We start from the raw sequence: 12,548 nt of genomic DNA on the forward strand, positions 1-12,548 counted from the left end.
GCCGGATGCCAAATATTCTCTAAGCTCTTCATGTGAAGTAAGCCTCGATGATTTCCTGCAAGCGTTCGGCGGAATCCTCGAAATCCTCGTCGGCGGCCAGCGCTACAATCGGCACGCCGCCGACCTCCAGCGTATCCAGGATGATGCTGTCCATAGAATTGAAGAACTGCACCGACCAGACGTTCCGGATTCCGGTCGCCTGGACTCGGCATGAACCGTAGCCGCGGAAGATGAGCTGGACCGGACCTTTGCCTACGCTTTGCTGCAGAAATGCCAGGTCGACAGCGCTCATCGGCAGCAGCGTGAGATTGATGACATGCGCGCCCATGCCAGAGCGCCAGCTGCGGGCCCGCTCGCGTATTTCGGCGAGCACCGGGAGCACGTTCATCGCGCCGTCCGGCGCCGAGCCTATCACGAGATCGGTGGACGTCAGGTCGGTTGCGGCGCGCCGCACGATCTGCGGGATCGCCCCGATCTCAACATATTCGTGTGCCGGCTCCGACCCGATGCGCACGCGCCAGATGCCCGCCAGCACGGCCTCCCGGATTTGCACCAAAGAGCCATCTGGCAGCGCAACGACGCCGGCAACCTCGCCCTCCCCAAGCACTTCGGAAATCAGCTTGCGCTCGAGATCGCTGAGATTCGCCAGTTTGTACAGTTGCGTCCGTGCGCCGCTTTTCTGGCCGCCAACGGCAGCAGCGGCGCTCGATAACAGCGCGGTGGCATTCGGACAGATTCTCGCAAGCTCGTCGCCTTCGCGCCAATCGCGCTTGGTGAGCGCCCCCACAGCCGTCGGCCCACTATGGATTACGCCGAGACTTTCCGCGTCGAGTGGGAAGTCGCTTACCGCCTGGTCGGCGCCTTCGGATGCGACGCTGGCCGCTGTTTTCATGATGCGACGTTCCGTTGGATGTGCCAGGAGGCAAGGCTCTTGGCGATACAAGCGCTAGGGGCGTGTGGCCGAACGATCGGTGCCGAGATGCGGTCGATCTTGACCAAACGGACCTGGTTCTTGCCGGTCAGGCGGAATGTATCGTGCTGATGGCACAAGATCGGCGTCGGCTGGCCACGCAGCCCGAGCCGTCCGTTCAGTTCGTCACTGGCGCCGCGCGCAGTCACTGCGCCTCGCATGCGCCGCCGAAGCGCCTTGATCAGTTCAGAAAGGAAGATTGCGACGTGCATGGCCCAGAGCGAATACAGGGGATCGGCCGCCGACAGCAGCACCACGACCGCCCTCACGGGATCGTGCGTGGCCAGACGCCCATCGGCGCTGCCGCTCCCCACCTCGGACAGACCGGCCGTGCCAGATCATGCTGCGCTGGCTGGAACTTCATCGGACGCCTTCTAGTAATCTTTGGTTCTGCTAGGGAGGGGTATGAGCAAGGCACATGCCAATCATCGTCTCGCTGCGATCGCGCTCCCCCGCTCGGATCAGCGGCTCAAAGCGCTTGACATTTTTCGTGTAAAGGGTGCCTGCGATTGCGGTTCGATTTGTGAGCAAGCGTGGGCAGCGCAACGTCCGCAAGCGCCACCACTAGCGTAGGTGCTCGGGCAATTGCGGCTCATGACCGATCAAGTCCGCAAAGAAGCGATCGCAGTCCTCGCCGTTGAGGCCGGCCTCAAGCCCGTCGAGTGCTTGCGAGATCAGCCTTGCTTCATCCCCGTCCAACAGCCGCACCGCGGTATCGATATGGACGAGCACCTTGGCGCCGAGCGACGCGTCGGAGAGCAGCATGACCGAGACACGCCGCTGTTCATTGCCATGCTCGCACAGCGCCGTGATGCCGTCTGTCTCAACAATCGTCATTGGCAAGCCAAGGCACATGGTCAGCCGCGGGCCGCTAGATCGGCCGCGCTCTTGTTTCATAGTTTGCACGGTCGATATTGTTCGCCAACAGCCGTTCTGATGCAGGCAGCGGCGCGGTCCGCAGTTTTGCCGGTGCGCCCCACTGCACCAACAGTTCGCAAGCCAGTTCAATCGCAGGCGCAATCTGAAACCGCACCGGAGCAGTCAGCGGACCGCCCCAATGCTCCAGGTCCAACGGCTGACAGCCGATGAGAGCGAGCTCTCGCGGGCAGCGGCCAAGCAGGTCGGCCGCACTCAAGACCTCCTGAAAGCCGGTCTGATGCAGGCTCACCTTCTTGGCTGCGGTAAATTTCGGCACTTCGTCATCTCGCACGAGCTTCAACTGCCCGGGCGGCAGTCCATAGTCGACGGCATCGAACACGATCAGGCAGTCCGCCCACTCAAGAAAACTGACGAGGTAGAGCCCCTGCGTGCCACCATCGAGGATGGTGACGTTGTCATGGGTGAGGTAGCGGCGGTGAAACTCCTCGACCACTCGCACGCCGAATCCCTCATCGGCCCACAGGATATTGCCGATGCCGAGCACCAGGATCCGCTTCTTGTTCTCCGAACTCAGCATCCGCTTCCCAGTCAATCGCGAAACTCGCGTTCACCCGAAATCATGGAGGAGATACTTCGGCGCGACATGACGTCTTCCCGGATCACCGCGTAGATATGGACGAGCGCAAAGCTCACGATTACCCACAGGCCGAGATGATGCCAGGTATGGACGTCCTGACTGTTCGGCCAGATTGCAAACACCCAGCCGAACAACTCGTACTGCCAGCTGTCACTACCGGCGCCCTGCCCATAAAGTGCAAAGCCTGTGACGACCATGAACGTGATCGTCTGCGTAAACATGAAGAAGATTGCGAGTTGAGCTAGGCGATTGTGCCCGACACGTCTCTCGGGCTCGACTGCAAGGAAAGCATACCAGAGAATCTCGTGGTACACCTCGCGCCAAAAACTCCTGCGCCAGAGTGGCGCGCAAAAGATCTGCATGGCATACGGGTTTCCCATCAGGGCCCAGTAGATGCGCAGCAGAAAGCCGACGCCGAGCACATATCCCGCAGAGAAATGCGCAACGCGGATATAGCCAAACAGGAAATTGCCGCTTGCCTCTCCCGGCATCGCCGGTGTCCCGGTTCCAATGAGATAACCGGATATACCCAGCACCAGAATGGCCGCCGCGTTGACCCAATGGCACAGTCGCGCCGGCGCCTCATAAACGTAGGCGACGCCATGGCCGTCACTGCGAGCGGTCGGTGCCGCATCGACCGCCGTAAGGGGGTGCGGAGCCTTGTCCAGCATGTGCCTAACGAACATTGACTGAAGCCATTTCTTGGCCGGCAGGACTGATCACGTGGGTCGAACACGCCAAGCAGGGATCGAAGGAATGGATCGTTCGCAAGATCTCGACCGGCCGACGCGGATCCGCCATCGGAGTACCGATCAGGGAGGCCTCAAAAGCGCCAATATTGCCCCTGGAATCGCGAGGCGACCCGTTCCACGTCGTCGGCACAACACATTGGTAATTGCCGATCTTGGTGTCCTTGATCTTGATCCAGTGCCCGAGCGCACCGCGCGGCGCCTCAGTGAAACCGTAGCCCTTGGCCTCCTTGGGCCAGCTTTCCGGCTTCCACTTGCTGACATTGGCAGTTGCGGTATTGCCGGCCTTGATGTGGAGCACCAGCTTGTCCTGGAAATAACGCATCTGATGCGCCGCCCACTGACATTCGAGCGCTCGGGCCGCGGTACGGCCAAGCGTCGAAAACAGCGCAGTCAGGGGAAGATTGAGCCCCTTGAGCAGTCTCTCGGCCGGCTCCTTGAACTCGGCTTTACCTTGCGCACAACCGATGATGTATCGTGCCAACGGCCCGACCTCGACGGCGTGGCCGCGCCAGCGCGGCGCTTTGATCCAGGAATACTTGCCGCCTTCGTCGAGTTCCTTGATGTCTGTCCTGCTGCCTTTGACCTTTCCCCCAAGCTGAAAGCTCGGCTCGGTGACGCCATCCCAGGGATGCAGACCGCAGGACTCGCTCGGGTACTTATACCAAGAATGGGCGACGAATTCCTGGATCTGCTCGGGATCGCCATGGTCAATCGGCAAGATCTCCTTGAGATTGCCATCAAGAATGACGCCGCGCGGCAACTTGAGACTTCTCGCGGAACAGTCGTTGGCGCTTTCGGGGATGTCGCCATAGGACATCACGCTTTTGCCCGAAAGCCCGCCGCCATAGAGCCAGTCCTTGTAGAACGAGCCGATCGCTGCAATGTCGGGCACATAGACCTGCTCGACAAACTCGATCGAACGGTCGACGATCGAGGACACGAGGTTAAGCCGCTCCATATGGATCGCGCCCACCGCGCCAGTTCCATCGATATTGATCGCGCATGGCACGCCGCCGACCAGCCAGTTCGGATGCGGGTTCTTGCCCCCATAAATGGCTTGGATCTTGACGATCTCCTTCTGGAAGTCGAGCGCTTCCAGATAATGCGCCATGGCCATCAGGTTCGCTTCCGGTGGTAGCTTGTAGGCCGGATGACCCCAATAGCCATTCTTGAACGGACCAAGTTGACCTGATCCAAAGAATCTGGTGAGCCTGATCTGCAAATCCTTAAAATAGCCAGGAGACGACAGCGGCCAGGGCGAGATAGACTGCGCCAGCGCGGAGGTCGACTTGGGATCGGCCTTGAGCGCGGAGACCACGTCGACCCAATCCAGCGCGTGCAGATGATAGAAATGCACGAGGTGATCATGCACAAGCAGGCACAGCTGCATGATGTTGCGGATCGAGTTGGCATTCTCCGGAATGGAGATCCCTAGCGCATTCTCAACCGCGCGCACAGAGGTGAGCGCATGGGTGCCGGTGCAGACACCGCAAATCCGCTCGGTGAACGCCCATGCGTCACGCGGATCGCGCCCGCGCAGGATGACTTCGATGCCGCGCCACATCGTCCCGCTCGAGACTGCATTGCGGATCACGTTGTCGGAATCGAGATTGGCCTCGACACGCAGGTGGCCTTCGATCCGGGTCAGCGGATCGATGACAATTCGCTTACCAGAAGAATCGAGGTTGAACCCATTCGGTGTCCTGACGCCCACCGTCGCCCTCCCCTCAACTCGGTTTACTTCTGTGAGCTGCGCGATCCGGCTTGTGGGTCAAGCGCTTCACGGCCGTGACCGCCGCGTGCGCGGCGACGGTCAGTCCAACCGCGCCGGCAGCGGCCATGCCGATCTGATCGGCGTTGCTCTCGATGCCGAACTGCTTGATGGTCGTGAGCCGGTCGTAAAATGAACCTTTGTCCCAAAAGCCGTCTTCGGAGCAGCCGAAGCAGCCGTGGCCGGATTGAACCGGGAAAGAAACGCCGCCGTTCCATCGAACGGCCGAACAGGCATTGTAGGTGGTCGGCCCCTTGCAACCCATCTTGTACAGGCAGTAGCCCTTGCGTGCGCCCTCATCATCCCACTCCTCGACAAATTGCCCAGCGTCGAAATGGGCACGCCGATAGCACTTGTCGTGGATGCGCTCGGAATAAAACATCCTTGGACGTCCTTGGCGATCGAGCTCCGGAAGCTTTCCGAACGTGGTCATGAAGGTCACCAGGCCGGTCATGACCTCTGCGATGGGCGGGCACCCGGGCACCTTGATAATCGGCTGGTTGGTGATCACCTTATCGATCGGCGCCGCGCCAGTCGGATTTGGCTTGGCCGCTTGCACGCAGCCCCACGACGCACATGTTCCCCAAGCGATGATCGCCATGGACTCTTCCGCCATCGACCTGAGCTTTTCAATGAACGGCTTGCCGCCGTCTATGCAGAACATGCCACCCTCGTTCAGCGGCGGATTGCCTTCGACGGCAAGCACATACTTGCCTTTGTACCTGGCACGGGTTTCCTCCAGGATGGCTTCGGCCTGATGTCCTGCCGCCGCCATGATCGTATCGTCATAGTCGAGCGAAATCATCGACAACAGCGCATCTTTGATCAAAGGATGGGCCGAGCGGATAAAGCTTTCCGAGCAGCAGGTACACTCGAGCCCGTGCAGCCAGATGACGGGCACACGCGGTTTGGTCTCCAGAGCGGTGGCAATACCGCTTGCGGCGAGCGGACCGAGCCCGAAGCTCGCAGCCGTCAAACTGCAGAATCTGTTGAAACTGCGACGCGTGATACCCTGACGTCTGATCACGCTGTAGAAAGTTTCCGTCGCCCCGCCCATGAACCCTTCCAAGTGCTCGTCGGCCGTAACGAATTACTGACGTCCAGCAGCAAGAAACAGGCCACGGCATAAGAAGCACTTGGCAGATGCCAAGCCGCCGCTTGGCAGTCTGCAATGCGGACTGGCGAGCCCAGCTAGCGAGGTACAAGCTCGCGTCTGATCGCGCCCATCGTGTTAGTGGTCCGGTTTTGAACGTCGACGTGGGAACTCCAACAAAGCAGCACAACGGTTTACTGCTGCGCGGCGAATGCGTCATACTCGCTTTAAGCAAGGCGCGCGGCATGACGATTGCTTGACAGAGTTGGTGCCGTTGCCAGGCACCAGATCGGTCACCGATTTCGTCCCTGGTTGATACGCCAGCGGCAGCTTGGTAATGCCTTCGTTGAAAACATGCTTGTCGCCTTGACCGGCGGAGTTGCGAAACCCGGACAGAGACGCGCGACTTGATCAGAGCTATGCGAGGGCCCGCCATAACTGAGACCTGATGTGTGGCGATCAAGATCGTGGCCGTAGATCGGAGAACTCTGCGCTTCGAATTTGATTGAACCGTCAGGCTGCCGCACCGCACCTTCATGTTTTCGAATTCCGGGATCGCTGAGATTGGCCCGCAGCGGCAGGCGCCCCTTTTCCATCAGCATAAACCCAACGACCGCCAGCATCGGTTTGGTCATCGACGCGGGTGCGAATATCGCATCGACGTTCCTTTTTCTGGATCGAGGCCCGTACGCCTTTTAGCGAACCATTGCCGTCTCCGGCGATTGCAACAACCGCGCCCGGTACCCGCTGGCCCGCGATATCGCGAGCGAAGAATTCGTCTAGTCTGGCACGCCGCTGCTTAGAAACTCCGACGTCATTGCCCCTCACCTCGAGCAGAGGGCGCAGAGTATGCCGAATTGTAGCTGATTCCGTCATCCGCCGCGGCCATAACAGGCGCGTTCGCTGTGTCCTCGCCAAGGACGGACGGATCTGGCTTGCAATACTGCTGCACGCTCATGATCGGACATGTCTGGCCGTCACGTCGCAAGCGATTCGAACCGGCGAAGTGGGCCTACCCTCATGTGCCTCTCCTAGCACAGCATTTGTCGATGAGGGTTAAAGTGAAAATGACGGCAAAGGCGAACATCACCATACCGCCGGCAACCCAACTTGCCTCGCGCCAGCGCGATGCCTGGACGTAGTCTATGACGTAGGCTGACAACACCTTGGTGCGCCCAGGAATGTTGCCGCCGATCATCATCACGACGCCGAATGTGCCGATCGTATGAGCAAAGCCAACCACGGCAGCCTTGAAAAACTCCAGTCGCGCTAGCGGCAGGCCGATGGTAATGAAAGCATGCAACGGAGAAACGCGCTGACTGACCACAACTTCCAGCGGACCGTCGCCTATCGCAACAAAGGCGTTACGGATCGGTTGCACCACCAAAGGGAGCGCCGAGAGGACCGATCCGACCACGATTCCTGCAAAAGTAAAGGCGAGCGTGTGCTCGCCCCAGAAAGAGGCGAGAAGGCCCCCTGGACCGTTCGGGCCGAGCAGGACGAGTACGCAGAAACCGAGCGCAGTCGGCGGCAGCACAAGCGGCAGCGCGATGATTGTCGCTACCGCGTCGCTCAAGACCGTCTTTGAACGTGCTAGCCACCACGCGAGCGGCGCGCCAACAACCAGGAGGATCATCGTCGTCACGCTGGCAAGCTCGATCGTGAGCGCGACGGACTGCCAGATCTCCGCCGAAAAAGCATCCATGTGCGTCAGCCCGCCGGTGAGAGTACGTCGCCATACCGGCTCAGCGATCGCCTGCACGTCTGGATCGCTGAAGGATTTGGCGTGCATCGCCTGTTGGTCCGGTCCAACCTCCAAGAACCGGGCGTCTGACCAGATTGACTCGCAAAATCGCCCGCTAACAGCCGGCGTATACCCGCTTCGCTGCCTGTTAGCGGCGACAGTGCAGTGGAGCTGAGGTCAGACTCTCCGGTCTCAATCAATCGATGAGCCTGCGGGATGGGCGCACGCCGTATTAAGTTCGGCTGCGCGGCTTCCGACATGGCGGGCACATTCGTTGTGTTCGCCCCAGCCGCCCCTTTTGAGGCGACGACGCGCCTGCAGCTCGACAGCATCGTGAACGACAACGGCTTGCGCGTATCCGCGCCATTTAGGACGTTCGAAGTCGAATTCGCCGCAGAGGTGAAGTGATTTTCCGGAGCCGCAGGGCCGTTCTCAAGCAGCCGTCTCGGGCGAACGCTGTCGCCCGAGTGAAGCGCCTGAAATTTCGCAGCTTGCGGGGCTCGGCTATATAGCTCGGTGCTCGCGGCAACGTTCAACACGGTCTCGGGCCGCTTCGCCCGTCTCGACAACGCGGCAGGCTTATCGTGCGGCATGCGGGATTTGGTGACGGCTGCCACATTGACGCGCGTCGTTTCTGCGAGCAAGAGCGGCATCGCAAGCCTCATCGGAAACTCCTGTGACAGGGCCGCTTCGACCGGTCTGACGACGCAGCTCCTCGCTCGCTATCAAGCAATCTCTGTGCCGCTTGCGAATTGTGGCGTGCGTGAGCAAAACGCGCATAGATACCAGCGTTGCTGTGGAGTGGACCTAACGCGCTGTCAGGTTTCCGGCATCTCTGTTCTCAAGCAGACAGCGACGGCACAATGAAACGGCAGAGTTTGCCGCCCGAGAGATGCTCTTGGGGTTTTACAACGCTCCGCGTTCACTCGACGCTCTTCACGTAGATTCTGCTTCGACGAATTGGCTGGTTTGTTTAGGGCCCCTCAACCGCGAGCGCGACCAGCGCAAGCAACTCGCCACTGTACCATTGCAAGAATAACGCGACTGAAAGTAACGCTTTCAGAGTTCATGGCGCGGAGAGCTTTTGTCTTGCCTTGAAGAAAGACAATCGGGCGTCGCCGACCGTCTTTATCCGGCAATCATGCGCGCGCTGTTCTATGATAGCGTAGCACAACCTTGGGACATGCATTAGTTGTGCCGAGAGCTTGGCCAGGACATGCTGCCGAAACCAACGCGTTGCAGCGAACCTACAGCGCGTCCGGGCGATGCAGTATATCGACGGTGATAGTGCCGCTGGCGCGAGAGACACATGCACAGATCTTTTCGTTCGCGTGCTTTTGCTGCTCGCTGAAGAAGACGTCGCGGTGGTCTAGCTCACCGTCGATGTTGACGAGGTCGATGGCGCAGACGCCGCACTCGCCGCGCCTGCAATCCGCAATCACCTCGTAGCCGGCCTCATTGAGCACGTCCAGCAACGAGCGATCGCGCGGTATCTCGATCTCGAAGGCTCGATCTGCAAGGCGCACCCGGAAACCTTCAGTCGGCAGCGAGCCGCTCGAACCGAAGGTCTCATAGCGTAGGTCGGATAGTGCGCGTCCTGCACCCGTCCAGGCCCGGCGCGCGGCATCGAGCATCCGCATCGGACCGCACAAGAGGGTCAAGGCGTCAGGCGGCAGCGAGGCGAATAAGTTATCGAAATCGAGCCGGCGCGCTTCGTTACCTGCATGGACAATAAGCCGCTCGTTCAGCAAGGGGGCGAGAATGTCCAAATAAACGGCTTGCTCACGGGAACGCACCGCATAATGCAAGGTAAAGTCGGCATCGCGGCGGGCCAGCGCTCTGGCTGCACCAATCAGTGGCGTAAGGCCGATGCCGCCCGCGACGAGGCAGTAGTGCCGGCGCGCCCAGTCGATCGGCAGCAGCGAGGCCGGCCGCGTGATGGCCAGCCGCGCGCCCGGGGCGAGCGACCACATGTACCGCGAGCCGCCGCGCGAGTCTTCCGCGCGCCGCACCGCGATACGATAGCCGGCTCGGTCGGCCTCGCCGACCAGGGAGTAGGACCGCGTCTCCGGGCGCCCATCGATAGTGACGGCGATATTGATATGGCTGCCGACCGGATAGGCTGCGCCATCGAAGTTTTCCGGTTTGATCAGCAACTCGCGGACCGAAGGCGTCAGATCGCGCGTCGCGACAAGGGTTGCGGGTGTCCAGCTTTCCATGAACCGCATGCAGGTCTCCTTTAATCGCCTGCCATCCTGATGAGCGCCAGTCCCGGCAGCAGGTCAAAATGCGTCTTGTTCTTGAGCACCAGGCGCAAATTGCGCGCCGCCACTCGCGCGTGTTCGCGCATGATTGCTTCGGCCCGCGCGCCTTCGCGGTTTTCGATCGCGTCGATCACGACGCGGTGTTGATCTTGCGCAATCAAGAGTGTGTCGCGTGCATCCGGTAGTGTCGATTGGGTCACCACAAAGCCGCTGGGCGAGGCGAATGGCAGCGCGGACGCGCGATCGACCTGCCGGATCAAGGGCGCACTGCGTGACAATTCGGTCAACAGCGCGTGAAACCGTGCATTGAACGCAACGTAGGAGGAGAAAGCCTCGACGGAGATTGGATCCTGGCGCACCAGGCCGTCAATCTGGTCAAGGCACCCTTTCAGAGGCTCGAGATCGCGCGACGAAACGCCGCGCTCGGCGGCAAAGCGCGCGGCCAGACCTTCCAGCGTGCCACGCAGTTCGATCGAGTCCAGGACATCTCGCTCTGAGAACGCCTTCACCATGAAGCCGCCAGAAGGGATCGCTTCCAGAAGTCCTTCCTCCTCCAGCCGAACCAGCGCCATTCGCACCGGGGTGCGCGAGGCGCCGGTCGTCTCCACCGCCTGCAACTCGGAGATCCGCTCGCCCGGCCGCAAGTCGCCCGACAGGATCAGATCGCGCAAGCTGAGCTGGACGCGCACCGTCTGTGAGACGGAGCGATCGGTGTCGCGCTCGGCCATGTCCTACTCCGCAGCCTGCCGGCCTTGCAGCGCGTTCTCGGCGTCGATCATGCGATCTATCAGACGGCGGGCCCACATCGCGCCCGTATCGATATTGAGATTATAGAAGACCCGGTCAGGATTTTCGTCGATCGCGCGCTGCTGCGCTTCAAGAATGACCTCATCCTCACGGAAGATGCCGGAAACGCCCTGGCGTAGTTCGGTGGTCAGGCGCTGTTCGTTCAGACGGTAATTGCGCACGAATGCCCAGAAATAATGGCAGCTCGTTTCCGTTTCCGGCGTGATGGTGTTGAGGACAATACCATTGACGCCGGCCGAGCGATTGCCTTCGGGCGCGCCGGTTTCAGCGGGCGCCACCCCGACGTCGATATTGATGGTGCACGGCGCCTCGAAACGAATGATTTGCCAACGGTCCACCGGACCAGGTTTTTGCAATTGTTTGGCCCAGAACGGCGGCGCGTTGATCCCCTTCATCCAGCGCGTTACGGTGGCGGTTTTCTCGCCATGAGTGACGTCAAACGGCGCTTCCGCGATGGCGTCATTGCCGATGCTGGCGCCATGCACAAAAGTTTCGTGCGTCAGGTCCATGAGGTTGTCGACAACCAGACGATAATCGCATTTCAGGTGAATGGTGTCACCATCGCCGGCCCAAGCGGAATCATCGTTCCAGTGCATATCGGGCACCAAACCCGGATCGGCTAGCGCAGGATCACCCATCCATAACCAGACGAACCGATGGCGCTCGACGACAGGATAGGCACGCACACAGGCGGAGGGGTTGATGGTCTGTTGCGAGGGCATGAAGGTGCAACGGCCCTGCGCGTTGAATTTCAGCCCATGATAGCCGCAGGCGACGCTGTCGCCCTCAAGGCGACCTTTTGAGAGCGGCACCAACCGATGCCAACAGGCGTCCTCCAGCGCTGCGACTTCGCCGTTGGTGCGCCGATAGATCACAACATGCTTGCCGCAGATCGTGCGGGGCAACAGCGCTTGCTTTACCTCGGCATCCCAAGCGGCCGCGTACCAGGCGTTGGTCGGAAAGCAATGGGTCATGTGCCGATTCCTCGTTTTTGGACACTTAGTGTATACATAATCGGCAGATTTCGCTGGAAATATGACAAATTCTCGTGCTTTCGATGGTAAGTCTGTATACAGAATTGCCACAACAGAGAGCCATCGCGTTCCGCTCGGCCATAACGAAGCATCAGCTTGATTTGCACACAGCAAACCAGCACTGCCCGCGGAATCCCACCTCGCCGGCCTGCTCATCCCGCTGGATCTCGGCCCGTGCACCGTCGCTCTCCTCGTAGGGTGACCAGCGACGCTCCTGGCCTGCGTAAGGGCGCAGCGTTGGGCGCTTCTTGGCCGGCGTACAGTCCCTTTGCCGGGATCGGACGTCGACGTCTCGGCGCCGAGATCGGCGCACGCTCTCAACTCATCCAGTGCGTAGATGATGCGACCGCCGATCTTTCGATACGCCGGCCCCGTGCCATACGTGCGGTGCTTTTCGAGCGTGCGGCGGGACAGGCCGAGATAACGCGCAGCCTCCGGTGTGCGCAGGAACCACGCGTATAAGCCAGACATCGGATTGGGCATTTGAGAGCTCCAGGTGATTGACGCGCCGAGAACGGCGGCGCTGGCGTTCGTGCCACATCATGCAGAAGCGCGCTCTCGGAGGGGATATCGAACATTGAGGGGCGACTTTCGACA

Annotated in this window: 13 protein-coding genes and 1 pseudogene; 1 reads left to right on the top strand and 13 read right to left on the bottom strand. The window is 60.4% G+C overall.

The genetic code is table 11. From position 1 onward, the window contains the following. Positions 1–28: 28 nt before the first annotated feature. The 9 genes from AAFG07_RS34180 to AAFG07_RS34220 all read right to left on the bottom strand — a co-directional run bounded on the left by AAFG07_RS34180 (position 29) and on the right by AAFG07_RS34220 (position 7,807). The gene (locus AAFG07_RS34180) at positions 29–892 is read right to left on the bottom strand and encodes a hydrogenase expression/formation protein (RefSeq protein WP_342724096.1); all 864 of its coding nucleotides are present in this window, start codon (positions 890–892) and stop codon (positions 29–31) included. Further along, positions 889–1,227: a hypothetical protein gene (locus tag AAFG07_RS34185; RefSeq protein ID WP_342724097.1), complete on the bottom strand. Its 339-nt coding sequence runs from the start codon at positions 1,225–1,227 to the stop codon at positions 889–891. The genes AAFG07_RS34180 and AAFG07_RS34185 overlap by 4 nt, the downstream gene beginning before the upstream one ends. 307 nt (positions 1,228–1,534) lie before the next feature. Continuing rightward, entirely contained in the window at positions 1,535–1,825 is a 291-nt protein-coding gene (locus AAFG07_RS34190) for a HypC/HybG/HupF family hydrogenase formation chaperone (protein ID WP_342729324.1), read from the bottom strand. Positions 1,826–1,841: 16 nt separating this feature from the next. After that, on the bottom strand, positions 1,842–2,426 hold the full coding sequence (locus AAFG07_RS34195) for a HyaD/HybD family hydrogenase maturation endopeptidase (protein WP_342724098.1): 585 nt from the start codon (positions 2,424–2,426) through the stop codon (positions 1,842–1,844). 11 nt (positions 2,427–2,437) lie between these two features. Continuing rightward, positions 2,438–3,157 carry a Ni/Fe-hydrogenase, b-type cytochrome subunit gene (gene cybH, locus AAFG07_RS34200; RefSeq protein WP_342724099.1) on the bottom strand — a complete coding sequence of 240 codons (720 nt, stop codon included), beginning with the start codon at positions 3,155–3,157 and terminating at the stop codon, positions 2,438–2,440. A gap of 4 nt (positions 3,158–3,161) precedes the next feature. Further along, a complete protein-coding gene (locus tag AAFG07_RS34205; protein WP_342724100.1) occupies positions 3,162–4,952 on the bottom strand; it encodes a nickel-dependent hydrogenase large subunit in 1,791 nt (596 codons plus the stop codon). 13 nt (positions 4,953–4,965) lie between these two features. Further along, positions 4,966–6,066 carry a hydrogenase small subunit gene (locus AAFG07_RS34210; protein WP_342724101.1) on the bottom strand — a complete coding sequence of 367 codons (1,101 nt, stop codon included), beginning with the start codon at positions 6,064–6,066 and terminating at the stop codon, positions 4,966–4,968. 329 nt (positions 6,067–6,395) lie between these two features. Beyond that, on the bottom strand, positions 6,396–6,737 hold the full coding sequence (locus tag AAFG07_RS34215) for a hypothetical protein (RefSeq protein WP_342724102.1): 342 nt from the start codon (positions 6,735–6,737) through the stop codon (positions 6,396–6,398). Positions 6,738–7,120: 383 nt separating this feature from the next. Then, the gene (locus AAFG07_RS34220; protein WP_342729325.1) at positions 7,121–7,807 is read right to left on the bottom strand and encodes an ABC transporter permease subunit; all 687 of its coding nucleotides are present in this window, start codon (positions 7,805–7,807) and stop codon (positions 7,121–7,123) included. 255 nt (positions 7,808–8,062) lie between these two features. Here AAFG07_RS34220 and AAFG07_RS34225 point away from each other — a divergent pair, with 255 nt between their 5' ends. Further along, positions 8,063–8,254 (top strand): hypothetical protein, encoded by a 192-nt coding sequence (locus tag AAFG07_RS34225; protein WP_342724103.1) that lies wholly within the window; start codon positions 8,063–8,065, stop codon positions 8,252–8,254. An 839-nt stretch (positions 8,255–9,093) separates the two neighbouring features. Here AAFG07_RS34225 and AAFG07_RS34230 read toward each other — a convergent pair. The 4 genes and pseudogenes from AAFG07_RS34230 to AAFG07_RS34245 form a co-directional block, all read right to left on the bottom strand. After that, positions 9,094–10,074: a PDR/VanB family oxidoreductase gene (locus AAFG07_RS34230; RefSeq protein ID WP_342724104.1), complete on the bottom strand. Its 981-nt coding sequence runs from the start codon at positions 10,072–10,074 to the stop codon at positions 9,094–9,096. 11 nt (positions 10,075–10,085) lie between these two features. Further along, on the bottom strand, positions 10,086–10,838 hold the full coding sequence (locus AAFG07_RS34235) for a GntR family transcriptional regulator (protein WP_342724105.1): 753 nt from the start codon (positions 10,836–10,838) through the stop codon (positions 10,086–10,088). 3 nt (positions 10,839–10,841) lie between these two features. Further along, on the bottom strand, positions 10,842–11,891 hold the full coding sequence (locus AAFG07_RS34240; RefSeq protein ID WP_342724106.1) for an aromatic ring-hydroxylating dioxygenase subunit alpha: 1,050 nt from the start codon (positions 11,889–11,891) through the stop codon (positions 10,842–10,844). Between the two features lie 265 nt (positions 11,892–12,156). After that, positions 12,157–12,434: pseudogene (locus AAFG07_RS34245) on the bottom strand (helix-turn-helix domain-containing protein); the annotation flags it as partial. Positions 12,435–12,548: the final 114 nt, after the last annotated feature.

The sequence above is a fragment of the Bradyrhizobium sp. B097 genome, assembly GCF_038957035.1.
Classification (GTDB): Bacteria; Pseudomonadota; Alphaproteobacteria; order Rhizobiales; family Xanthobacteraceae; genus Bradyrhizobium.

Bases quoted from the DNA above. Each gene is read 5' to 3' on its own strand.
- AAFG07_RS34180 (WP_342724096.1), bottom strand. From the start codon at position 892: ATGAAAACAGCGGCCAGCGTCGCATCCGAAGGCGCCGACCAGGCGGTA.
- AAFG07_RS34190 (WP_342729324.1), bottom strand. From the start codon at position 1,825: ATGTGCCTTGGCTTGCCAATGACGATTGTTGAGACAGACGGCATCACG.
- AAFG07_RS34195 (WP_342724098.1), bottom strand. From the start codon at position 2,426: ATGCTGAGTTCGGAGAACAAGAAGCGGATCCTGGTGCTCGGCATCGGC.
- cybH (WP_342724099.1), bottom strand. From the start codon at position 3,157: ATGCTGGACAAGGCTCCGCACCCCCTTACGGCGGTCGATGCGGCACCG.
- AAFG07_RS34210 (WP_342724101.1), bottom strand. From the start codon at position 6,066: ATGGGCGGGGCGACGGAAACTTTCTACAGCGTGATCAGACGTCAGGGT.
- AAFG07_RS34215 (WP_342724102.1), bottom strand. From the start codon at position 6,737: ATGACCAAACCGATGCTGGCGGTCGTTGGGTTTATGCTGATGGAAAAG.
- AAFG07_RS34220 (WP_342729325.1), bottom strand. From the start codon at position 7,807: ATGGATGCTTTTTCGGCGGAGATCTGGCAGTCCGTCGCGCTCACGATC.
- AAFG07_RS34225 (WP_342724103.1), top strand. From the start codon at position 8,063: ATGGGCGCACGCCGTATTAAGTTCGGCTGCGCGGCTTCCGACATGGCG.
- AAFG07_RS34230 (WP_342724104.1), bottom strand. From the start codon at position 10,074: ATGCGGTTCATGGAAAGCTGGACACCCGCAACCCTTGTCGCGACGCGC.
- AAFG07_RS34235 (WP_342724105.1), bottom strand. From the start codon at position 10,838: ATGGCCGAGCGCGACACCGATCGCTCCGTCTCACAGACGGTGCGCGTC.
- AAFG07_RS34240 (WP_342724106.1), bottom strand. From the start codon at position 11,891: ATGACCCATTGCTTTCCGACCAACGCCTGGTACGCGGCCGCTTGGGAT.